This window comes from Methanolobus vulcani (assembly GCF_006546655.1).
Taxonomy (GTDB): domain Archaea; phylum Halobacteriota; class Methanosarcinia; order Methanosarcinales; family Methanosarcinaceae; genus Methanolobus; species Methanolobus vulcani_A.
The window spans coordinates 303,036-324,258 of the sequence record NZ_VIAQ01000006.1 but is presented as its reverse complement, the minus strand read 5'-3'; the positions used below and the strand labels follow the sequence as shown (position 1 = coordinate 324,258).

Below are 21,223 nucleotides of genomic sequence, written 5' to 3'. Positions count from 1 at the left end.
ATATAGTAATTTAAGCGACTTTAATATGTGTATTTTTATTAATATCCAGCACATTAACGGTGTAAATTACCGAAAGACTAAATAGTAATTAATCGATTCTACACAATTAAACATTGCATTTAACGTCAGTTGACGAAAAATTTGATGCTTTTTAGTATCTATTTTCGACACTGTACGCGCGATGTTTACCGATAAAAACGTACATGAAAATCGGATTGATTTGTTATATCTATTATTACACATGGTTTATGGAGAATTCTAGATGAAAGAAATACGCATACACGGTCGAGGTGGGCAGGGCTCTGTCACAGCTGCTGAGCTTCTCGCCGTTGCTGCTTTTGCAGATGGTAAATTCAGCCAGGCCTTCCCCGCATTTGGTGTAGAAAGAAGGGGAGCACCGGTCCAGGCATTCACAAGGATCAACAATGAACCAATCAGGCTCAGAAACCAGATCTACGAACCTGATTACGTTATTGTACAGGATCCTACACTCCTTGAAGTGGTCGACGTTGCGAGCGGTCTCAAGGAAGATGGCATACTTATCATTAACAGTGACTTTGATGCTGACAAGTTTAACCTTGACACCAAGGCAAAGATAATGACTGTCAACGCAACAAAGATCGCATTGGACATTATTGGAAGACCTATCGTTAACACCGTCCTTTTGGGCGCTTTTGCAGGGGCAACAGGCGAAATCGAGCCAAAATCAATTATGGATGCTGTAAAGGAAAGGTTCCCTGGTAAGGTAGGAGAAAGGAACGCTGAAGCTATCCAGGAAGCATACAAGATGATGAAGGAGGCTAAGAAATGAAGATTCTTCCAGGTGGAGTCTGCGAAGCAGGCACAACCAGAGTAAACAAGACTGGTGGATGGAGAACTTTTAAGCCGGTTTACGATTACGAAAAATGTATTAAATGTAAATTATGTGAACTCCTTTGCCCTGATAGTTCAATACATCCAAAAGACGATGGGTTCTTTGAGTTTGACTATGATTTCTGCAAGGGATGTGGAATCTGTGCAAACGAATGTCCAAAGGACGCAATCACAATGGTTCTGGAGGAGAAGTAAATGACACCGGAAAACAAACTTGATAAAAGCAAGATGGTTGTTGTCGAAGGTTCATATGCAGTCGCACATGCTGTAAAAGTCTGCAGGCCAAACGTAATTTCAGCATACCCAATTACACCACAGACCCACATTGTTGAGGATCTCTCACAATTCATGGCAGACGGTGAAATACCAAACTGTGAATACATCAATGTAGAATCTGAGTTCTCAGCACTCTCAGCACTTGTCGGTTCTTCAGCTGCAGGAGCAAGATGTTACTCTGCAACAACCTCACAGGGTCTTGAACTCATGCACGAGGTACTTTTCAACGTATCCGGTATGAGACTTCCTGTTGTAATGACCATTGCAAACAGGGCAGTCAGTGCACCAATCAGCATCTGGAATGACCATCAGGATGCTATTTCCCAGAGAGACACAGGATGGATACAGATCTATGCAGAAAACATCCAGGAAATCTCAGATATGACCGCACAGGCATACAAGATTGCAGAGGATAAGGATATTCTGATGCCTGCAATGACCTGTATGGACGGTTTTATCCTTTCACACGTTTACGAACCTGTCGTACTTCTTGAACAGGACCTTACTGATGAATTCCTGCCTGCTTACGAACCAGAGAACATTCTTGATCCAAAGAACCCACTGAGTTTCGGTGCATTCGCAGACCCTAACTACTACACAGAGTTCAGGTACCTGCAGGAGCAGGCAATGCAGAAAGCTCTTAAGAAAATAGAGGATGTAGCAAATGAATTCTACGACGTATACGGAAGATACTACGGAGGACTTATTGACGAGTATCGAACAGACGATGCAGATATCATCATCATGGCAATGGGATCCATTGTCGGAACCATTAAAGACGTCATTGATAAACTCAGGGACAGGAATGTAAAGGTAGGTCTTCTCAAGGTCAGATCATTCAGACCATTCCCTGTTGAAGCTATCACAAATGTACTCAAGGATGCAAAGGTTGTTGTCGTACTTGACAAGAACATTTCACTCGGACTTAACGAAGGTGCACTCTTCACCGAAACAAAGTCCTCACTCTACAACACAGACATCAGAGTACCTGTAGTAGGATATATGATCGGCCACGGTGGACGTGACATCAAGATCGATACCATCGAGAAGATCATCGATGAAGCGACAGAGGTCATGAAGACAGGTATTAAGATCGAAAGCCAGTTTACCGATGTGAAGGAGGAACTGATATGAAATCATTGTTAGCCCCGGGACACAGAGGATGTGCAGGTTGCTGTGACGCAATGGCTGCAAAGTTCACACTTATGGGCGCCGGAGAAGACTGTATTGTCGTCAACCCTACCGGATGTCTTGAAGTTATGACTACCCCGTTCCCTGAAACTTCATGGGAAGTACCATGGGTACACTCACTTTTCGAGAATGCAGCTGCAGTAGGTTCAGGTGTTGAAGCTGCCCTTAAGGCACTCGGCAAGAAAGGAAACACAAAGATAGTTGTTATGGGTGGAGACGGTGCATCGCTTGATATCGGTATGCGCTCCATTTCAGGTGCCTTTGAGAGAGGACATGACCTCACTTATGTCTGTATTGACAATGAGGCTTACATGAACACCGGTGTGCAGAGAAGTGGTGCAACACCATTCGACGCATCAACCACAACAAGCCCTGCAGGAAAAGTTTCTTTTGGTAACCCAAGACCAAAGAAGAACATGCCAGCTATCATAGCTGCACACGGTTCACCATACGTTGCAACAACCTCCATTGGATACCCAAAGGATATGATCAACAAAGTCAAGAAAGCAACTGAAATTGAAGGTCCAACTTACATCCACGCACATGCTCCATGTACAACCGGATGGGGATTTGACACCTCAAAGACAGTAGAAGTTGCAAAGATGGCAGTTAATACCGGTCTGTGGCCACTCTATGAGATGGAGGACGGCGAGGTCACAAAGGTCAGGAAGCTCGGCAAGAACATCAAGCCTGTAGAGGACTACCTCAAGATGCAGCGCCGTTTCAGGCATCTTTTCTCCATGGAAGGTGGAGAAGAAGAGATCGCAAAGATCCAGGCTATCGCTGACAAGAACATTGAAGTTTACGGGCTCTAAACCCGTATCTCTTCTTTCTCTTTTTTAGTACGTTTCTTATCCGTAATCCTTATATTCCAATAATCCTTTTTGAGGTAATAACTATAGCCTTTTCAGATAACATACTGGACATGTCAGTGTACGTAGATACACATCTCATATTTATTAAGCTGAATTGTATTAATAGCAATATATTGAGATTTAATTATTCTTGAGAAAATATTGTTCTTGCTATTATTTTTAGTTCGAGTGGAAACACTGGGGTTAACAATAAAGCTAAAAAGTATCGTACCGTAATCCTGCCCATGGCCACAATACCTCCTGTACCTGACAATACTGAAAATTTCAATCATGTATTCAAACTTCTGCAGGGGGAGTATCCAGATGCCGAGCCGATGCTCCATTTCAAGAATCCGCTGGAACTGCTTATAGCAACGATACTTTCGGCCCAGTGCACAGATAAGCAGGTGAACAAGGTCACACAGGTTCTCTTCAAAAAATACAGTAGCGTGGAGGATTTTGCCAATGCCGACATCAATGAACTTGGAAAAGACATCTACACCACGGGATTCTACCACCAGAAGGCAAAGCACATAATTGGAAGTGCACAGCTCATTCTTACAGAATTCGGTGGAAAAGTGCCTGATACAATGGAAGAACTCCTGAAACTTCCCGGTGTTGGCAGGAAGACAGCCAACATAGTCCTTGCCAGAGGTTATAACATCATAGAGGGGATCGCAGTGGATACACACGTTACACGGCTATCACAGAAACTCGGCCTCACCCAGAACAGTGACCCAGGGAAGATAGAACTCGACCTGATGGAACTTGCAAAGAAGGAAGACCTTGAGAACCTTTCCATGACTTTGATATTGCACGGAAGGAACGTGTGTATCGCAAGGAGACCTAAGTGCGGTGTTTGTGTTGTGAACAAATTGTGTCCTTCGAGTGAAGTTTGAAGATTTAAAAACTCTTTAACAGCTTTTATTTTGCTGTTAAAGAGCAGTATTCATAATTACTTTTCCAGCAAATCTAGCTGCTGTTGATTGTATTGGTTTATTTGCTGGAGATACATATCAAGTGGAATAAGAGGACGAGACACAATGTTGAGAGTTTCCTGTGACATCTTACCTTCAGATGCAAGTTGCCTGCCTGCATCCTTTGCAGCTTCAAATACATCATCTAAGGACATTCCCATCTCCATCAAACCTGGCATTAGTATACCGTGTGGACGAAGTAAGGCTCCGGCATAATCAAATGATGCATTCTTACAGAAAGCTTCCATTTGAATGACCAGAGGATCAAAATTCTCCATTTCCCAGAAGCCACAATTAGAAACCAGTACCATCTTACGTTCTTTTGCAGGACCACGTATGAGATGTCGGCAACGACCATCTCGCAGTTCCATGAAAGGTTCTACTCTTGGAAGCATACGATCGATTACATTTTTCATTGAACCGTTAACATAATCGACATAGAGAGGAGAAGCAAATACGAATACATCGGCTTCGGGTACTTTTGGATAAATCAATTTCATATCATCATCTATGTAGCATTCCCCGGGAGTCTTATACCAACAATTATACTCACCGGTACACGATTTTACATTCATCTTTTGTGTGTAGAAAAGGTCTACATCAGCTCCTTTTTCTTTCATTCCTTCAAGAAATGGATTCAGTATCATCGCAGTGTTGCCATTTTCCATTTTGGGACTGGAATTTATTGCTAAGACTTTCATTTCCTATCATCACCTATTTCATTACTACAAATTTAGGTTAGGGAGAGGTGAATACGTAATTAGCAAAATGGAAAGTCGTTATACCTCAAAAAATACAGAAATCAGATGTTTGCCTGACGTTGCACCAAAAATTAACCCCATTTATAAAAATACTTTTCCTAATATAATGTTTTCTGTATAAAGTATTATAACTTGCAGAGATTTTCAGTATGTGACGGCATTATTTTACCAGGAAAACATTGCGTAACTTATTAATACTTAAATAAAAGAATATTAAGTATATTGAAAATTCTGGGTCTTTCATCTCGATTTTTATATTTGAAAGAATGTGAGACCTTAAAAAGCACATCCGGGTCTCACAAGAAAGTAATGGGGGTTACTTATGACACTACTGAGACCTTTCGTTGAAGAGGATAACAGCGATCTGCTGGAAATTGAGAAATTATGTCCTCATGGAAATGACAAAATAGCTGAAAGCGCGGACAAAAGTCCTAATGCAGTAGCCAGATACGATATGTATGACAACTGGAAAATCTATGTTGCTGTGGAAAATGATCGGACTGCAGGATGGATTGGGTGGACACTGAAAGAAGATGTAAACGGAACTAAATATGGTTATCTCATTGAAATAGCAGTTCATCCACAATTCCAGAAGCATGGGATTGCTACTGAACTTATGACGAAAGCCGAGGATGATCTGAGAGAGAATGGAGCTTCTTACGCATATGGTTATGTTTTTGAAGAGAATGATGCTTCGAATGCTTTGTGCAAAAAGTTAGGATATGAAATTGTCAATGAAATGCAGTTAAATGCATTCTTTACTTATAAGCAGCGCAATGTTTCGGATGATTTTTCAATCCGACTTGCAGACAATGAGGATATTCCAGATATTGTAAATCTCCTTAATGAATACCATGAGGGATGGGCAAACTTTGTACCATATACTCCTGAAAGCTTTGAAGCTCATATTAAGAGAGTTCCCGGATATGGATTGGATAAATTATGGATAGCACTTTCGGGAGAGAAAATAGTAGCATGTGCAGGACTATGGGATGTAAGTACTATTTACAGAATGTGCTATACAAAGGAACCTGCTTCTATGAAGATCTATGGAGCTTTGTTAAATTTCCTTAAACATTTCACCAATGTTCCAAAAATTCCTGCTGAAAATGAGTTTTTCACAAATCAAACAATGGTTGACTATGCTTTTGTGCCTGAAGCACCGGATGCAATGGAGAATCTGATAAATTACATGAATAATGCTACCCTTGACTTAGAAAGTATCTCTATCGCTGCGATGTTTTTCTCAGATGATCCTCTTTTCCCTGTTCTTCAGAGATTCAAACCGTTTGTTGAAAAATGGGGCTTTTATCAAAAATCACTTGATGGGGAAGACAGAAAATTCGAGTTAATTTATCCTGATTTCAGGGATTTTGTACTCTGATTAACTGATTTATGAGTTGAAAAATCGGAATTACACACAGTATAATGTTACTACAAAAAGAGAAAATCAAAAGGAGGGTGGAAAATGCGATTTATGGATATATGTACGTGGGATATAAAAGATAATCAGGAAGTTCACAGTCGATATGAAACATGGGAATATCCAAAAGGCTACAATGTAATATCAGAGTGGTTCGACATCTCATCATGCAGAGTCTTCATAGTTTATGAACTTGAAAATGCAGAAGCATATGCAAGGTCTGCATTCCCATTCAGAGACATCATGAAACTTGAGACTATTCCAATAATGACTCCGCAGGAAGCCATTGAGATTGGCGAAAAGATGGAAGAAGAAATGTCAAAGGCCTAGTTATTAGAGAAAAGCTAACCTGACATTCCTGTCAGGATTCTTTTTTATAGAGAAGAAAACAAAAACTGAGACTTGAACTGATTTTAAGTTACTATTTTTCCATCGCCTTAGCTCTCAATTCCTTGGGCATTTTCTCAATAGCATACCTGAGCGCTGTCCTTGGCATGACTTTCCTGTTCGCCACCACGTAGTCAAATACTTCCTGCTGGTGCTGCTTGCTCGCTTCCTTGAGCATCCACCCGTACCCTTTCTGAACCAGATCATCCTCATCAGTCAGCAGCATATCAGCAATCTCAAAAACATCATCCAGAAACTCTCCCCTGCGAGCCGCTAAAACGAGCGTTACCGCAGCAGCACGCCTGTACCAGCGATTTTCAGAAGCTGTCCATTTTTTGAGTGAATCAATATACTGAGGATACATGTCGATGAATGTACCTATGGTGTGATTGCAGAGAGTATCGCATTTCGCCCAGTTGTTGACATAATCCCCAACCCATCTCTCAAACATAGAAAAATCATCAGGTTTGTACTGCTTTCTCAGGTTGTACGACCATTCGAATGCAATGAACGCTTCCTCCATGTAATCAGAACTCAGGAGTTCTTCACATAGAGAAAATATCTCCTGCTTGCTTTTGCCGGATACTTGTTTGTAGTATGTTTTTGCTATTTTTCTGGCAACCGGAGTTTTCATGCCATAGCATTTTATTTCTTCTTTGAAGAAGCGGTTTGAGCTTGCTCTGGCTTCTTCGTCTGAGTTTTGTTCGAGTTCGGCTCGGAGTTGGGAAATTATGGGGTTCATGGGGTTTTATTGGGTGGATTGGGAGATAATTTTGATGGTGTGAATGAAGTATTGTGATAAAATTAAAATTGACAAAAGGACTTTGAAATACATAACCCAAATCTTTTTTACCTGATAATTTAAAGAGAATTATCATATGGGAATTCTGGATGAAATCGAAAATACTCGTTCTCTTTTATTAGGTATCCTAGTCTTAGTCGGGTTTGTTAGTTTTGCAATTCCTTTTATTGGAATGGATATTTCTAACCCTGACAAAACAGATGAAAATATGGAAATAATTGTTGAGAAAACACCAGATGCAATTATTCCAACAGAAATAACTTGGATTCAAAATGTATCCAATAAAGTTGACAATCCTTATGTTTTATTAATTTTGATTATTGGAATTTTCTGGTTTTTTGGTTATTTCAAAAAATAAGATTTTTCTCATAAATTCCAATAACATTTGTAACTTATTTTCATTATCAATCGGTTTTATATATTTAACCACACTTTAAGCCAGCATCATAACATTTTTGACGCGAGTCAGCTGGCTTTCAAATGGATATTCAAAACAGAGTCTCAAATTACCTTAAAGAATCGTTTACGAGTGATTTAAAGGCCGGATTTATCACGGCTGTTGTGGCATTGCCACTTGCTATTGCTTTTGCTATTGCTTCAGGTGTAGAGCCCCAGATGGGTTTATACACAGCTGTTATCGCAGGTATGCTGGTAGCAGCAAGCGGAGGCTCACGGTACTCCATTTCCGGACCAACCGGAGCGATGACCGTAATCATACTTTCAACACTGCACAGCTTCGGACTGGAAGGACTACTCCTTGCAGGTTTCCTCGCCGGTGCATTTCAGATACTGTTCGGAATCCTGAAACTTGGTAAAGTTGTCAAGTACATCCCTCTACCCGTCATATCAGGATTCACGAGCGGTATCGGTGCAATCATTCTCATAGGTCAGATACCAAATGCACTTGGACTTATCATACCTTCAAAAGAACACGTATGGGAAACACTATACGCCATAATTTCCAGTGCAAATCTCATCAGCAGCACAGCAATAACAATCTGTGTCGCCACAATCCTGCTTCTCTTATTCCTGCCGGGACTCATGGCTAGAATAAAATACATCAACAGCCTCCCACCTTCAATAATCGCACTCATTCTCTCAGTTCTCATAGTATACTACTTCGGATTCGAGATACCACTTGTAGGCAGCATCCCTGCCGGACTTCCACAGATCCAGATGCTCAACTTCAACTTTGAACTGCTCATGAATGTCCTGCCAGCAGCTCTCACAATCGCACTTCTCGGAGCCATCGAAGCCCTGCTCTGCGCAGTAGTCTGTGACGGTATGACCAACAGCAAACATGACAGTAACAAAGAACTCATAGGTCAGGGAATCGCAAACATGGCGCTACCCTTCTTCTCTGGAATACCATGTACAGCCGCCATTGCAAGAAGTGCTGTCAACATAAGAGAAGGAGCAAAGACCCAGATGGCAGGAATTATCCATGCCCTGATACTCCTAATGATATTAGTATTCCTGGGTCCTGTTGCAGCTTTCATTCCAAAAGCATACCTTGCAGGTGTACTCATTCTGGTTTCCCTGAGGATGATAAACATAAACGAGTTCAAGACCACCATGAGTATAAGCAAGATGGACACAGCTGTCCTGATTGTGACTTTCCTGCTTACTGTGCTCACTGACCTTGTATTCGCCGTCCAGATGGGTATGTTCCTTTCAATTATATTGCTCTTCATAAGGCTCACAAATGTTATCGATATCCACACCATGGAGAGCTACGACAGGACAAAAGGTATCAATGCCACCATCTTTGCTGACCCCTACCTTGAGAAAAACGTCTCAGTCTACACCATAAACGGACCGTTCTTCTTCGGAGCCATGAACGTATTCGAGAGCAAGATCAACGAGCATATGACAATCAGTAAACCTCATATTATCCTGCGCATGCGCTATGTGCCGTTCATCGATACAACAGGAATCGAGCGCCTCAAAAGCTTTATCAAGGCAAGCAGAAAACAGCATCAGAGAGTCTATCTCACCTCAGTACAGCCTGAGGTTATGAAAAGGATAGAAAGTGACGAGGAACTCACCGAACTAATGCAAAAGCAGCATGTGCATATCTGCGACAGCAGCCAGGATGCTCTGACCTTTTTGAAGAAAAAATACGGTAATAAATGAGATTTAGTTCTGATGTCGAGTTATATATGTTATAACTCACTTTTATTCCCAATAAGTATCTCTGATTCAGATCAGCTGGCTTTCACATGGAAATACAGAACAGAGTCTTAGAATATCTTAAAGGGTCATTTACAAGTGATCTAAAAGCAGGATTAATCACAGCAATTGTAGGGTTGCCACTGGCAATTGCTTTTGCCATTGCTTCAGGTGTAGAACCCCAGATGGGATTATACACAGCCATCATTGCAGCTATGTTAGTATCTGCTACCGGCGGCTCAAAATATTCCATAAGCGGCCCAAGCGGAGCAATGACGGTCATTACGCTTTCTACACTCCACAGTTTCGGGCTTGAAGGAATACTCCTCGCAGGTTTCCTTGCAGGAGTTTTTCAGGTATCTTTCGGATTACTGAAACTTGGAAAGTTCGTCAAGTACATTCCCCTGCCTGTTATCTCTGGATTTACAAGCGGCATCGGTGCAATGCTTCTCATCGGACAGATACCAAATGCATTCGGACTTGTTATTGAATCAAAGGAACAGGCATGGGAAACGATCTATGCCGTTGTATCGAACATAGATAACATAAGCAACACAGCAACAATAATCTGCATCGGTACAATCCTGCTGCTTCTATACTTCCCCTCTCTTTTTTCAAAAACAAAGCTTATCAGAAGCCTGCCTCCATCCATTATCGCACTGGTACTTTCAATTCTTATCGTTCTCCAGCTTCATACCAATATACCGCTGGTAGGCAACATACCTTCAGGACTTCCACAAATACAAATGCTGGACTTTAACCTTGAACTTCTCATCGATGTCCTGCCGGCAGCTTTTACAATAGCACTGCTTGGAACTATCCAGTCACTGCTCTGTGCTGTAGTCTGCGATGGAATGACAAACAGCAAGCATGACAGCAACCGTGAACTGGTGGGTCAGGGAATCGCAAACATGACACTGCCTTTCTTCTCAGGAATCCCCGGAACCGCAGCAATTGCAAGAACTGCTATCAACATCCGTGAAGGTGCAAAAACCCGGATGGCAGGTATCTTCCAGTCCCTGATTCTTCTCACAATCCTGCTTTACCTCGGACCTATTGCAGCTTTCATTCCGAAAGCATACCTTGCAGGCGTTCTCATCGTGGTCTCCATGAGAATGATAAATGTAGATGAATTCAAAACCACTATGAATATCAGCAAAATGGACAGCGCTGTCCTCCTTGTTACTTTTCTGCTGACGGTACTCACAAACCTTGTATTCGCTGTCCAGATTGGAATGTTTCTCTCAATCGTACTGCTCTTTGTTAGACTCACAAATGTGATTGACATACAGACAATGGAGAATTACGACATAACAAGCGGAATAAACGCAACCATCTTCGCTGACCCATATCTTAAAAATAACGTTCTGGTCTACACAATAAACGGACCTTTCTTCTTCGGAGCCATGAACGTATTTGAGAACAAGATAAACGAACACATGAATATCAGCAAGCCTCACATAATCCTGCGTATGCGTTATGTTCCTTTCATTGATGCGACAGGCATGGAGCGCCTTAAAAGCTTCATCCGGTCAAGCAAAAAACAGCGCCAGAAAGTATATCTTACTTCTATCCAGCCCGAAGTCATGAGGGTAATGAAAAGTGATCAGGAACTTACTGAGCTTATGGAAAAGCAGCATGTGCATGTATTTGATGGTACACAGGAAGCTCTGGAGTTTGTGAAGGAAGAGAATGATGCTTAGAAAAAGTGAGTTTTTAACTTTGTTCCCAATTTATCAGGGATAACTAATAAATTCGTTCAGTTTATTTTTGTAGAAGGGGAATTAAATTGAAATTCACATGCCCTTTAATTGCAGTCAGTGACCTTGAAGCGTCAAAAAAGTTCTATGAAAATGTACTGGGCCAGAAAATAATACTGGACCTTGGATGGAATGTCACTTTTGAAGGTGGTTTTGCAATCCAGCTCAATTTTGCCGACATAGTATCGATTGATAAAGACTCTGTCATGAAGAAATCACATAATTTTGAGCTCTATTTTGAGGAAGATGACTTTGACTCTTTCGTCGAGCATCTGAAAAAGTTCGATGATATCGAATACGTCCATCCACCTAAAAAACATGACTGGCAGCAACGTGTTGTCAGGATATATGACCCCGATAAGCATATTATAGAGATAGGGGAATCAATGGCGGTCATCGCAAGACGATTCTTAGATGAGGGAATGACCATAGAAGAAACTGCAAAACTCATCCAGCATCCGGTGGAGTTCGTTAAAGCTGTAAGCTGTGATGAGATTAACAAAGATCCATGAGTAATACATTTTGAGTAATAATCAGAGGTATCATTGTGAGCCTTCAGGATGAATTGAATAATATTGCACTGGAAAACGGTGTCCAGTATTTTGGCGTGGCGGATCTTTCAGAAGCCACCGATTTCATTGTAGAGCAGGGTGGCAGCGACCTTTCTGCATATCCATACGCCATCTCAGTTGGAATAAGACTTATGGACCCTATCGTTGACAAACTGACACACAGAGATGAGAAAGCTGCATTATTGAATTACAAGCATCATGCATACGATGTTATCAACTCAAGACTTGACGTGATTACTTCAATCCTGAGCAGCTACATTCAGGATAATGGATATGCAGCACTTCCTCTTCCTTCATCAAAGAGAATCGATGATGAGAGGATTTGTGCCCAGTTTTCCCACAAACTGGCCGCCCACCTGTCTGGATTTGGCTGGATAGGAAAAAGCTGCCTCCTGATTACTCCAGACAATGGACCAAGAGTTAGATGGGCCACAATCCTGACAGATTCACCCCTCAAACCTACCGGAAGCAGTATTGAAAGCAGATGTGGAACCTGTAACGAATGTGTGAAGATATGTCCTGTCCAGGCTTTTACCGGAAGAAATTATGTTGAAGGTGAGAGCAGGGAAATGAGATATGACGCTAAGAAATGTGAGGATTATTTCAAGGAAATGGAGAACAACGGACAACTAGCTGTTTGCGGATTGTGTGTTTATGTGTGTCCACATGGGAGAAAGAAAGGTTAAGTTTTAAAAAGCAACTATTTATGGAATTATTTTGAAATAAAAGTGTTGAACTGAACTAAAATTCAATAGTAGTAAAATGTGAAATAAGACATTCATCCATAAAAAGAGAGTAACTTTAAGGAGAATAGCTCATGAGAAAAATACCTGTTTTTGTTTCGTGCCCAACTATCCTAAACTCTGAACAAGAATCTAAAAGAAAGGTCATTATTGATTTGTTAAACGATTTGCAGATGGAAGCACGATCTCTAGGGAGAAGCGATTATGCAAAAGACTACCCTTTGAAAGAAGTGTATGTTATTGCTAAACATTGCTCAGGAGGAGTAATATTGGGATTTGAACAATATTATGTGGAAACAGGTATTATGAAGAGAGGGACAACTGAGGAAAAATGATTGATAAATCAGATCAAGTTGTTATGCCTACTCCATGGAATCAATTAGAAGCAGGAATCTTATTTGGACTAAAAGTACCACTATTGATATTTAAAGAAAAAGGAATTGAAGGTGGAGTTTTTGATCATGGAATCTCAGACGTATTTATACATACCATGCCACCTACCAAGCCAAATAAAAAAAAGAAGGAAGAATTAAAACAAGTATTTCTTAAATGGCAAAGTGAAGTAAGTAAAAAATACTATGAGTATTAAACAAAAATTTAAGCTATGGCATTTAACCTCACAACTCCACCATCACCCTTTACCCATTCACCCGTTGGTCTCCTAAAAACTCTCTTCCTTTTGCCGCCATCAGACATATAAACAAATATTCCTGCAGGGCGATGACATCAACAATCAAATAAATGAAAACGGTTATCTCTCACAATACGGGACATACCAATGACTATGCCATTTTCTATTGCACAGATGCAGTAATTAGAGTTATTCAAGCTCTTCCCGATCTTTGTCATTGAGATTAAGCCAACCAGCAGAGGTCCACAGGAGTTTGTATTCTTCCACTGATGGAAGTTTATCTTCGATGGTATAATTGAGCATAATTAGACTCTATTTTAAAATGCAAAATTAATGAATATATCCTTGGTTCAAGGACTATAAATCCACACTCAGCCGTATGCAAAGAGAAATAAAATGGTCTCTGTAGAAATCTTTGAAATTCATATTCACGGAATTACAATTATCTATTATTGGTGTACGAACAGATATTTGCTTAACTCGCCGATATTGATTCCATCAGAATTTCTACAGAGGCGAGTAGTTACATTTTAGTGTTTGATAAAAGAAGATAAAACATTTTCCCTATAAAAATTACACAGATTGGTTTTTTAAGGCACTAAATATTAGCATGCTGCTGAAAATGGGAAACATCAAGCTTCCAATCTGTCCCATTTAACAAAACTCTTTTTCAATACAAACAAGGACACAGGAATCAGCAAAACTGACACAAGCACCAGATAAAAGTTAAGCTGAGCAAGGAAAATCATTCCCAGAACCACAGGACCGATAGCCAGCACATAGCTTGCAAAAGTACCGGCGCTGTATAGTGAAAATGTTGTGTTAAGACCTGTCAGATAGACGGTTACCGAAACAACATACATTGAAACTGCAATGAACAAAATGACCATATGAACAATATCGTTCAATCTCCCTGCATAGATGGTAGCTATCACAACCACCAGAAAAGGAACCACATTCAGAAGGGAATAACTGTTGAGCTTGCTTCTCAAAACATCAGCAACATTTAGTGGAAGGAAAGCGTATGAGCTGAACATATCGAACTCAACCAGCCAGTTATACATGGAAGATGCCATCATGGCTACTACTACTGTAAAAACCACAAGTGTATCCAGTCCGGAAACAGCTTTGAGTAACTGTGGCAGGAACAGCCATACCAGCAGAACAGGAACAAGAAATGAGAAGACTATTTTTCCGGCACCACCTTCACTGCGGCTGAAATCCAGATAATCTTTTGTCATAAAGTGAGAGTAAGCATAGAAATTCAATTGGTCAGAAATCTTCCTGAACTGGTTTTTGTAATGTTTCTGAGATTGCGGATAATCCACTTTTAGGAATATCAGGGAAATTATTGATGGCACAATAACAAGAGTGATACAGGTAATTAGAATATTCAGGGAAGGCTCAGTATAGAGAACAAATGATGGAAGCCTGTAGAATACCTCAAACTCAAGTCCCTGGAAGAAAACTAAAAACAATACCGTTATAAATACTAGCAAGAAAAGAGCCTTCTTTCCAAGATTCGCATAGATCGTTGAAAGCAGGAATACAAATGAAAGCCCGATGCAGAATGATAAGAAGAGGGTCATCAGCAACAGGAAAAATGAATAATGCATGTCAATTATGATGGCTCCTGCCACAAATCCCACGGTGAAAGGTAGCACATACAGGAAGAAATAATAGATTACATCCTTGACAATGAAATTAGCAAAAATAACTCTCTCTGATATTGGAAGTGTCCTTGATGAATAAGCCAGCAGACTTGCCTGCCCGAAACGCCTGTTCATAACCTCCCTGCCTAGCAGACCAAAACCGCCTACCATTGAACCCATGAAGAGTAACAGGTAATGAATGCCCAGCAGTACATCAGTCTGGCTGATTATTCTCCAGAATATTATCATGGAAAGTGATAGTAACATGGAAACTGCTGCAATAACAAGCGGAAAGAGAGCAAATCCCCTGTTTCCGAAGAATGCAGAATGCATCCTCCATTCTTCCTTCATCATGCTCCTGAACAGTTCAAACATTACCGACACCTCAGTTCACAAGTTCAAGGAAGAAATCTTCAAGCGGCCTGTCACCAATCGCAGGGTCGTCCATATTCCCTGAGAAAACCAGCTTTCCCTTGTAGATTATACCCATGCTGCTGCATATTTCCCTGGCAATTTCCAGAATGTGGGTCGATATGAACACCGTGCCTCCTTTGCTGACATAATCCCTTAAATAATCCTTGACCTTGCGCTGCATCAGTGGATCGAGATTAATAAGAGGCTCATCGATAATCACAAGTTCAGGTTCATGCAGGAAAGCCTGTGCCAGCATCAGTTTCTGTCTTGTTCCCCGAGAAAGATCTTTGCATAACACATCCTTCTGGCCTGCAAAATCAAGATACGAAAACCACCACTCACACTTATCTTCAAAACCTTCGAGCTTTCTTATTTTAGCAACAAAATACAGGTATTCTTCAGCTGTAAGGAAGCTTGGTGGCGTTTCCTGCTCAGGAATGATTCCAGTAAGCTCTTTTACTCTCAAAGGATCAGCAAGAACATCGACTCCATGCACTGAAACCTCACCTTCGGTGGGTTTTATCTGACCGGTGAGCATCTTGATCATTGTTGTTTTGCCTGAACCGTTCGGGCCCAGGAGACCGAATAACTCACCTTTTTTGATTTCAAGGTCTACAGCATCCACAGCTTTTGTATCACCGAAATTCTTTGAGAGATTCTTTGCGGTTATCACGGGTATCTACCTGCAAGTATTGGGTTGTTTCTCTTTGTCTTATTATTATAGTTTTAAAAAGTATAAATAACTAAAGAAAAGAAAAAGCTCTCAAACAGAGAACTTCAACAACTATCATCAGCAAACAACTGTTTTGCAAAGGCAATCCTCTCTTCCAGACCCGGACCTTCAAACTCCTCTGCAACCTTCTCAAGCATATCGGGTATCGGAATCTGCTGAGGGCATGCATCCAGACACTGGCCACACTGTATACATTGTGAAGCGAAGTTTGTTTCTGCACCTCTGAGGATTCCCCCCATCTTCGCAGCATACATCATCTTAAGTCTGTCCTCACCACCGAACATGTGCAGGTTGTTGTAAACTTCAAAACATGCAGGGATATCGACTCCTTCAGGACATGGCATACAGTATCTGCATCCAGTGCAGTTGATCTTCATGAGCTCCCCGTACTTCTCTGCGGCTCTTTCCACAAGCTGAAGCTCTTTTTCAGTCAGTGAATTTGCAAGACCTTCTTCTGCAATCCTCAGATTCTCTTCAACATGTGCAGGTTCACTCATACCTGAAAGAACAACAGTAACTTCCGGATGATTCCATACCCATCTCAAAGCCCACTCAACCGGACTGCGTTTAGTATCAGCCTCATCCCAGATATCCAGAATTTCCTGCGGAACAGGATCAACAAGATTTCCACCACGCAGAGGTTCCATTATCACAACAGCAAGACCTTTTGATGCAGCATATTCCAGACCTGCTGTTCCTGCCTGGACATTGGTATCAAGGAAATTATACTGAATCTGACAGAAATCCCAATCATAACCATCAACTATCGATGCAAAATCCTCTGGTGCACCATGATACGAAAAACCTGCATTGATTATGCGACCATCAGCTTTTGCTTTGTCAAGAAATTCAAGTATACCGATTTCTTTTATCGTTTCCCAGCTACTACCCACAAGACTGTGCACAAGATAGTAATCGATATGATCGGTGTTGAGTTTCTCAAGCTGAGCATTGAGGAACTTATCCATATCCTCCGGCTTTTTAACCATCCATTGAGGTAATTTTGTGGCAAGCTTCACTTTTTCCCTGTATCCGTCTGCAAGTGCTTTGGCAAGGAAAGTCTCACTTTCTCCCATGTGATAAGGCCAGGCTGTATCAACATAGTTCACACCATTATCGATGGAATAGCGAACCATGTCAGTTGCTGTTCTTTCATCTATACTCCCATCCTCTTTTACTGGCAAACGCATGGCGCCAAAACCCAGTACTGAAAGTTCATCCCCGTTTTTTGGCATTTTTCTGTATAACATCCTATTATGCTCCGAATTCAAATATCAAAATGACTATTCAGTCAGTTGACGCTTACATTACTTAAAGCCTCTGCAAAGGAAATATAAATAATAAAAAAGTCCATTTTCCTATATGCCTTCTGCTCAAGATCCTGAAAACAAAACTCCTAATCTTCCTGAGGATTACGATACTAAAATATCCTCTGTCCTTCCATATTACAAGTCTTTCCACGATGAAACAATCAATCTTGTAAAATCACTACCACAAAAACCAAAAGTTTGGATGGATACCGGATGTGGGACAGGGACATTCATTGCAAAAGCCATAGAACATTTTCCTGATACAAAGTTTCTCATGCTCGACCCTTCAGAAGGAATGCTGAAGCAGACAAAAGAAAAACTCTCCTCATGTCCCTGTGACAAAGTGGAAGTTCTCGAAGCCTCTGCAACCCAGGATTTCACTCAGGATCTCAGCGAACAGCCTGATGTAATTACTGCAATTCAGTGCCACCATTATCTTGACATGGAAAACAGGAAAAAAGCTGTTGGAAAGTGCTATGAGTTACTAAAAGATGGCGGATTTTTCATCACTTTCGAAAACATCAGCCCGCTTACTGAAGAAGGCATCGGCGTTGGTAAAAGATACTGGGGAGAGTTCCAGAGAGTTCACGGAAGAACTGAGGATGAGATCAGGATCCACCTTGAACGTTTTGGAACTGAATATTTCCCTATCACAGTCGAAGAACACCTTAAGCTTCTGAGGGAGACAGGGTTCAGAACCGTGGAGCTATTCTGGTATTCTTACATGCAGGCTGGTTTTTACTGCATTAGGTAAGAATTTGATAATAAGCTAAAACTGAGAGGTAAAAGCTCTCAGTATCTCAGTAGTGCACCAACAACATCATCAGAATCAAGGAAATCCTCTTTATCCACAAACTCAACCTTTGCACCTGTGCGCTGTGCTATCTCATAGAGTTCCTCAACCACATTAACGGCCGATGTCGGGCCTCCACACCTGTCACATTCTTTTGGTGGATTGGCATTTGCCTGTAGGTTCTGGCATCTTTCACATATCCAGCCCGCAACCGAGGAATCTTTCAGAATTAACAGGGTGTTGACCCTTGCCTGTTCAAGAGCAGCCTTTACATCTTCAATTCCATGTGCAGCAAGACCACCTTTTAATAAAGCAGTCTTGAGTTCTTCAGCAGCATGTCTGGATTCTGAATCCTTACTTTCCTGAAGCACAGCATCTCCGGCTTCCACCAGTTCATCCCTTGGAATATCAATGGAAACATCAATAACACCCAGAACCTTTTGCTGGAATTCATATGGCAGCAGTTCCATAAGCTGCTGTTTTGCTTCCCCTGGCCCTGCAAGAACAAAGCCTCTTGTCTCTAACTGGTCACAGGTTCCCTGGACATTTTCAGCAACTTCAGAAAGGAAAGATTTGATTGCTCCTTTTCTCAGGTGATTGAAGCGCATCTGGCTCCAGCCTCCTTTTTTGTGCTTGTTCATCAGGTCAGTTGAGAGGTGTTTCTTTTCTTCTGTGATATCTGAACGTATGCAAGTGAACCTGGCTTCCTGGGAATCAACCAGGAGCACGCCGTAATCCTCATAATCTGCTCTCATTTTTGCAAGTGGAAGCAGATAAGGGGAGGTGTCCAGAACAAAAGACTGCTCCGGTTCCACTGCAAGCCTGTAAACATGAATGAAGGAGTCCTTTGAGCATGCAAAAATTATTCTTCCTTTTTCGCCTGAAATTGGCTCGTCAAAAACTGAGGATTCTGCCATCTCAAATGTTTTTTCAAACTCAGAGCGAAGCTCAGGGTTCAAAGCTTTTTTGATAGCACTAACTCTTGAGTCCACAAAAATACGGTTCAGATGATCATTTTCTCTTCCTGATACAGGCAGGTAAACAGAAAGATAGACAGGTTTTTCATCATATATCTCCGCCAGTGCCCTGATATCAATATCCGTGACTGGAAGCAGTTCATCGCTAATTATCTCTTTTTGACCTTCTGATTGCATAAAATATCTAAGATGGAGTTCTATTTAAATTTATTTAGCATAATTTATGGATTGAAATGGAAACAAAAAGAACTAGGTCTCATTCTTAGAGCTTATTTTTAATTTACTACCTCTAAATACGACATTAAACTGAAAAGAACCTTTCATAATTCTCTACTGGAAATAAAGGGGTCTAACACAGTTCCGCTCATTAATAGAAGCTTTTTGGCTACATCTATTAGTTTTTATGATTACATGCACTAAGATTCTTTGTATTCGGACCTATACCTCAGCACTTGCTGATTTTGAGCAGTGACGAGCAATCAGGCAGGAGCAACTTTTCACGTGTCAAATTGATAACTGCTCTTGCGTATTTTATTAAATCATATAAATTTAAATCCAAAACCTATATATCCCATCAAATTCAACTTTTATTTGGGAGTAGTAGAATACAAAATCTGTGATGCGGAGTTATGACTCTGTTTTTCCGGGTTCCTTTGTTGCCGGGACATCTCGTAAAAGTGATCGGAGGCTTGCATGGTAAACATAAGACCGTTTAGGGAAGAGGACAACGATTCTCTGTTGGATATTGAAAAATTGTGTCCTCAGGGAAATGAAGAATATGCAATGATCACTGACAAGGGACCGGATATAACAGCAAGATATGAGCTTTACGACAACTGGGAAATCCGTGTCGCAGAAAAGAATGCCGCCGCGGTGGGGTGGATAGGCTGGACAATTAAACAAGGAATGGATGAACCATATCTCTACATTGCAGAAGTTATGGTTCATCCTGACCACAGAAGGCAGGGAATTGCTGTTGAACTTGTAAGGGAAGCAGAGAAAGCAGCACATAAAGCCGGGATTTCATACATCTATTGTTATGTATATGAACCAAATGAAGCGTTCATGAATCTTATTGAAAAACTTGGCTACATCAAAGAGAAAAACATACAGGAAATTTCAATTTCAGCTTATAAAAAGGAAAAAATCGATAGTGGGTACGAAATTGAAAGGATAAATCCTGAAGACATCCATGAAACTATCAAGCTTATCAATAGCTACTACTACGGAAATGCACAATTCTATCCATTTACCACGGAGAGTTTCAGGGACTATACTAACAAAATACTTGGATACGGTCTTGAGAATTTTATTGTGGCAAAATGGAAGGGACATATCGTTGCATGTGCTGGTTTTTGGGATGCCTCGGTCCTTATGGAAGTTACCTACACAAAAGAGCCAATGATGTGGAAACTCATGGCTAATGCATACGGAATACTTAGACACTTCACTAGGATGCCGGATATACCAGTAGAAGGTGAGGTCTGCAAAATGCATTTAATTGTTGATTTTGCATTTGAGCAGGAACACAGCCTTGCAATGGAAGAGATAATTGACTATTGCAACAACCTGATGTTTGAAACAAACTGCAAGTTCTTCGGGGCCTACACTGACCCTGATGATTCGGTTCTTGGAGTCATGAAGAAGTTCAAGCCAATTCATGAAAAACTGTTCCTTTATGCAAAACCAATCTCAGGAAAAGTGCCTGATTTCAGCCGCATTTATGTTGATTGCAGGGATACGATCCTTTAAGGTTAATGCATTCCAGCCTTGTGTGTTATCAAAAAATATCACAAGGTATATACACTTTTAAAAAGATTATTGTTGCGAACTCAAAAAACAAAGTTCGTATATGTAATATTCAGATGATTCCACATATTCTGGTACATGTAAATCTGAATATTGGTTGTATTCATTGAATT

22 protein-coding genes are annotated in these 21,223 nt (G+C 40.9%); 16 read left to right on the top strand and 6 right to left on the bottom strand.

The window, feature by feature from the left end; all coding sequences use genetic code 11:
* Window positions 1–262 precede the first annotated feature (262 nt).
* From FKV42_RS02055 to nth, 5 genes are all read left to right on the top strand, one after another.
* Entirely contained in the window at window positions 263–811 is a 549-nt protein-coding gene (locus FKV42_RS02055) for a pyruvate ferredoxin oxidoreductase subunit gamma (protein ID WP_154808563.1), read from the top strand.
* On the top strand, window positions 808–1,068 hold the full coding sequence (gene porD, locus FKV42_RS02050; RefSeq protein WP_154808562.1) for a pyruvate synthase subunit PorD: 261 nt from the start codon (window positions 808–810) through the stop codon (window positions 1,066–1,068). Before FKV42_RS02055 ends, porD begins: the two co-directional genes overlap by 4 nt.
* Window positions 1,069–2,283 carry a pyruvate synthase subunit PorA gene (porA, locus tag FKV42_RS02045; RefSeq protein WP_154808561.1) on the top strand — a complete coding sequence of 405 codons (1,215 nt, stop codon included), beginning with the start codon at window positions 1,069–1,071 and terminating at the stop codon, window positions 2,281–2,283. It abuts the gene before it with no gap.
* Window positions 2,280–3,155 (top strand): pyruvate synthase subunit PorB, encoded by an 876-nt coding sequence (gene porB, locus FKV42_RS02040; protein ID WP_154808560.1) that lies wholly within the window; start codon window positions 2,280–2,282, stop codon window positions 3,153–3,155. Before porA ends, porB begins: the two co-directional genes overlap by 4 nt.
* 284 nt (window positions 3,156–3,439) lie before the next feature.
* Window positions 3,440–4,093 carry an endonuclease III gene (gene nth, locus FKV42_RS02035; RefSeq protein ID WP_154808559.1) on the top strand — a complete coding sequence of 218 codons (654 nt, stop codon included), beginning with the start codon at window positions 3,440–3,442 and terminating at the stop codon, window positions 4,091–4,093.
* Window positions 4,094–4,149: 56 nt separating this feature from the next.
* On the opposite strand, the gene FKV42_RS02030 is transcribed toward nth, so the two are convergent.
* Window positions 4,150–4,872 carry a flavodoxin family protein gene (locus tag FKV42_RS02030; protein ID WP_154808558.1) on the bottom strand — a complete coding sequence of 241 codons (723 nt, stop codon included), beginning with the start codon at window positions 4,870–4,872 and terminating at the stop codon, window positions 4,150–4,152.
* A 382-nt stretch (window positions 4,873–5,254) separates the two neighbouring features.
* Here FKV42_RS02030 and FKV42_RS02025 point away from each other — a divergent pair, with 382 nt between their 5' ends.
* Window positions 5,255–6,316 carry a GNAT family N-acetyltransferase gene (locus FKV42_RS02025; protein ID WP_154808557.1) on the top strand — a complete coding sequence of 354 codons (1,062 nt, stop codon included), beginning with the start codon at window positions 5,255–5,257 and terminating at the stop codon, window positions 6,314–6,316.
* A gap of 84 nt (window positions 6,317–6,400) precedes the next feature.
* Window positions 6,401–6,685, top strand: a complete 285-nt coding sequence (locus FKV42_RS02020; protein WP_154808556.1) for a DUF3303 domain-containing protein — start codon at window positions 6,401–6,403, stop codon at window positions 6,683–6,685.
* A gap of 91 nt (window positions 6,686–6,776) precedes the next feature.
* Here the strand turns inward: FKV42_RS02020 and FKV42_RS02015 are convergent, their stop codons facing one another.
* On the bottom strand, window positions 6,777–7,484 hold the full coding sequence (locus FKV42_RS02015; protein ID WP_154808555.1) for a DNA alkylation repair protein: 708 nt from the start codon (window positions 7,482–7,484) through the stop codon (window positions 6,777–6,779).
* A 136-nt stretch (window positions 7,485–7,620) separates the two neighbouring features.
* On the opposite strand from FKV42_RS02015, the gene FKV42_RS02010 reads away from it, so the two are divergent.
* From FKV42_RS02010 to FKV42_RS01980, 7 genes are all read left to right on the top strand, one after another.
* Window positions 7,621–7,902, top strand: coding sequence for a hypothetical protein (locus FKV42_RS02010; RefSeq protein ID WP_154808554.1), 282 nt, complete (start codon window positions 7,621–7,623; stop codon window positions 7,900–7,902).
* A gap of 122 nt (window positions 7,903–8,024) precedes the next feature.
* The gene (locus tag FKV42_RS02005; RefSeq protein WP_154808553.1) at window positions 8,025–9,680 is read left to right on the top strand and encodes a SulP family inorganic anion transporter; all 1,656 of its coding nucleotides are present in this window, start codon (window positions 8,025–8,027) and stop codon (window positions 9,678–9,680) included.
* Between the two features lie 86 nt (window positions 9,681–9,766).
* Window positions 9,767–11,419 carry a SulP family inorganic anion transporter gene (locus FKV42_RS02000; protein ID WP_154808552.1) on the top strand — a complete coding sequence of 551 codons (1,653 nt, stop codon included), beginning with the start codon at window positions 9,767–9,769 and terminating at the stop codon, window positions 11,417–11,419.
* 86 nt (window positions 11,420–11,505) lie between these two features.
* The gene (locus tag FKV42_RS01995) at window positions 11,506–11,988 is read left to right on the top strand and encodes a VOC family protein (RefSeq protein ID WP_154808551.1); all 483 of its coding nucleotides are present in this window, start codon (window positions 11,506–11,508) and stop codon (window positions 11,986–11,988) included.
* A 35-nt stretch (window positions 11,989–12,023) separates the two neighbouring features.
* A complete protein-coding gene (locus tag FKV42_RS01990; protein ID WP_154808550.1) occupies window positions 12,024–12,734 on the top strand; it encodes a 4Fe-4S double cluster binding domain-containing protein in 711 nt (236 codons plus the stop codon).
* Between the two features lie 131 nt (window positions 12,735–12,865).
* The gene (locus FKV42_RS01985) at window positions 12,866–13,126 is read left to right on the top strand and encodes a hypothetical protein (protein ID WP_154808549.1); all 261 of its coding nucleotides are present in this window, start codon (window positions 12,866–12,868) and stop codon (window positions 13,124–13,126) included.
* Window positions 13,123–13,380, top strand: a complete 258-nt coding sequence (locus FKV42_RS01980; protein ID WP_154808548.1) for a hypothetical protein — start codon at window positions 13,123–13,125, stop codon at window positions 13,378–13,380. The genes FKV42_RS01985 and FKV42_RS01980 overlap by 4 nt, the downstream gene beginning before the upstream one ends.
* A 674-nt stretch (window positions 13,381–14,054) precedes the next feature.
* Here FKV42_RS01980 and FKV42_RS01975 read toward each other — a convergent pair.
* The 3 genes from FKV42_RS01975 to FKV42_RS01965 form a co-directional block, all read right to left on the bottom strand.
* Window positions 14,055–15,449: a hypothetical protein gene (locus tag FKV42_RS01975; RefSeq protein WP_230375406.1), complete on the bottom strand. Its 1,395-nt coding sequence runs from the start codon at window positions 15,447–15,449 to the stop codon at window positions 14,055–14,057.
* A 10-nt stretch (window positions 15,450–15,459) separates the two neighbouring features.
* The gene (locus FKV42_RS01970; RefSeq protein WP_154808547.1) at window positions 15,460–16,161 is read right to left on the bottom strand and encodes an ABC transporter ATP-binding protein; all 702 of its coding nucleotides are present in this window, start codon (window positions 16,159–16,161) and stop codon (window positions 15,460–15,462) included.
* Between the two features lie 104 nt (window positions 16,162–16,265).
* Window positions 16,266–17,471, bottom strand: a complete 1,206-nt coding sequence (locus tag FKV42_RS01965) for an aldo/keto reductase (protein ID WP_154808546.1) — start codon at window positions 17,469–17,471, stop codon at window positions 16,266–16,268.
* Between the two features lie 112 nt (window positions 17,472–17,583).
* Here FKV42_RS01965 and FKV42_RS01960 point away from each other — a divergent pair, with 112 nt between their 5' ends.
* Entirely contained in the window at window positions 17,584–18,285 is a 702-nt protein-coding gene (locus tag FKV42_RS01960) for a class I SAM-dependent methyltransferase (protein ID WP_154808545.1), read from the top strand.
* A 38-nt stretch (window positions 18,286–18,323) separates the two neighbouring features.
* Here the strand turns inward: FKV42_RS01960 and FKV42_RS01955 are convergent, their stop codons facing one another.
* Window positions 18,324–19,478, bottom strand: coding sequence for a baeRF10 domain-containing protein (locus FKV42_RS01955; RefSeq protein ID WP_154808544.1), 1,155 nt, complete (start codon window positions 19,476–19,478; stop codon window positions 18,324–18,326).
* Between the two features lie 516 nt (window positions 19,479–19,994).
* Here FKV42_RS01955 and FKV42_RS01950 point away from each other — a divergent pair.
* Entirely contained in the window at window positions 19,995–21,053 is a 1,059-nt protein-coding gene (locus tag FKV42_RS01950) for a GNAT family N-acetyltransferase (RefSeq protein WP_154808543.1), read from the top strand.
* Window positions 21,054–21,223 lie beyond the last annotated feature (170 nt).

What these genes read in the sequence shown, in the direction of transcription:
- FKV42_RS02055 (WP_154808563.1), top strand. Translation starts at nt 263, where the DNA reads ATGAAAGAAATACGCATACACGGTCGAGGTGGGCAGGGCTCTGTCACA.
- porD (WP_154808562.1), top strand. Translation starts at nt 808, where the DNA reads ATGAAGATTCTTCCAGGTGGAGTCTGCGAAGCAGGCACAACCAGAGTA.
- porA (WP_154808561.1), top strand. Translation starts at nt 1,069, where the DNA reads ATGACACCGGAAAACAAACTTGATAAAAGCAAGATGGTTGTTGTCGAA.
- porB (WP_154808560.1), top strand. Translation starts at nt 2,280, where the DNA reads ATGAAATCATTGTTAGCCCCGGGACACAGAGGATGTGCAGGTTGCTGT.
- nth (WP_154808559.1), top strand. Translation starts at nt 3,440, where the DNA reads ATGGCCACAATACCTCCTGTACCTGACAATACTGAAAATTTCAATCAT.
- FKV42_RS02030 (WP_154808558.1), bottom strand. Translation starts at nt 4,872, where the DNA reads ATGAAAGTCTTAGCAATAAATTCCAGTCCCAAAATGGAAAATGGCAAC.
- FKV42_RS02025 (WP_154808557.1), top strand. Translation starts at nt 5,255, where the DNA reads ATGACACTACTGAGACCTTTCGTTGAAGAGGATAACAGCGATCTGCTG.
- FKV42_RS02020 (WP_154808556.1), top strand. Translation starts at nt 6,401, where the DNA reads ATGCGATTTATGGATATATGTACGTGGGATATAAAAGATAATCAGGAA.
- FKV42_RS02015 (WP_154808555.1), bottom strand. Translation starts at nt 7,484, where the DNA reads ATGAACCCCATAATTTCCCAACTCCGAGCCGAACTCGAACAAAACTCA.
- FKV42_RS02010 (WP_154808554.1), top strand. Translation starts at nt 7,621, where the DNA reads ATGGGAATTCTGGATGAAATCGAAAATACTCGTTCTCTTTTATTAGGT.
- FKV42_RS02005 (WP_154808553.1), top strand. Translation starts at nt 8,025, where the DNA reads ATGGATATTCAAAACAGAGTCTCAAATTACCTTAAAGAATCGTTTACG.
- FKV42_RS02000 (WP_154808552.1), top strand. Translation starts at nt 9,767, where the DNA reads ATGGAAATACAGAACAGAGTCTTAGAATATCTTAAAGGGTCATTTACA.
- FKV42_RS01985 (WP_154808549.1), top strand. Translation starts at nt 12,866, where the DNA reads ATGAGAAAAATACCTGTTTTTGTTTCGTGCCCAACTATCCTAAACTCT.
- FKV42_RS01980 (WP_154808548.1), top strand. Translation starts at nt 13,123, where the DNA reads ATGATTGATAAATCAGATCAAGTTGTTATGCCTACTCCATGGAATCAA.
- FKV42_RS01975 (WP_230375406.1), bottom strand. Translation starts at nt 15,449, where the DNA reads ATGTTTGAACTGTTCAGGAGCATGATGAAGGAAGAATGGAGGATGCAT.
- FKV42_RS01965 (WP_154808546.1), bottom strand. Translation starts at nt 17,471, where the DNA reads ATGTTATACAGAAAAATGCCAAAAAACGGGGATGAACTTTCAGTACTG.
- FKV42_RS01960 (WP_154808545.1), top strand. Translation starts at nt 17,584, where the DNA reads ATGCCTTCTGCTCAAGATCCTGAAAACAAAACTCCTAATCTTCCTGAG.
- FKV42_RS01955 (WP_154808544.1), bottom strand. Translation starts at nt 19,478, where the DNA reads ATGCAATCAGAAGGTCAAAAAGAGATAATTAGCGATGAACTGCTTCCA.
- FKV42_RS01950 (WP_154808543.1), top strand. Translation starts at nt 19,995, where the DNA reads ATGGTAAACATAAGACCGTTTAGGGAAGAGGACAACGATTCTCTGTTG.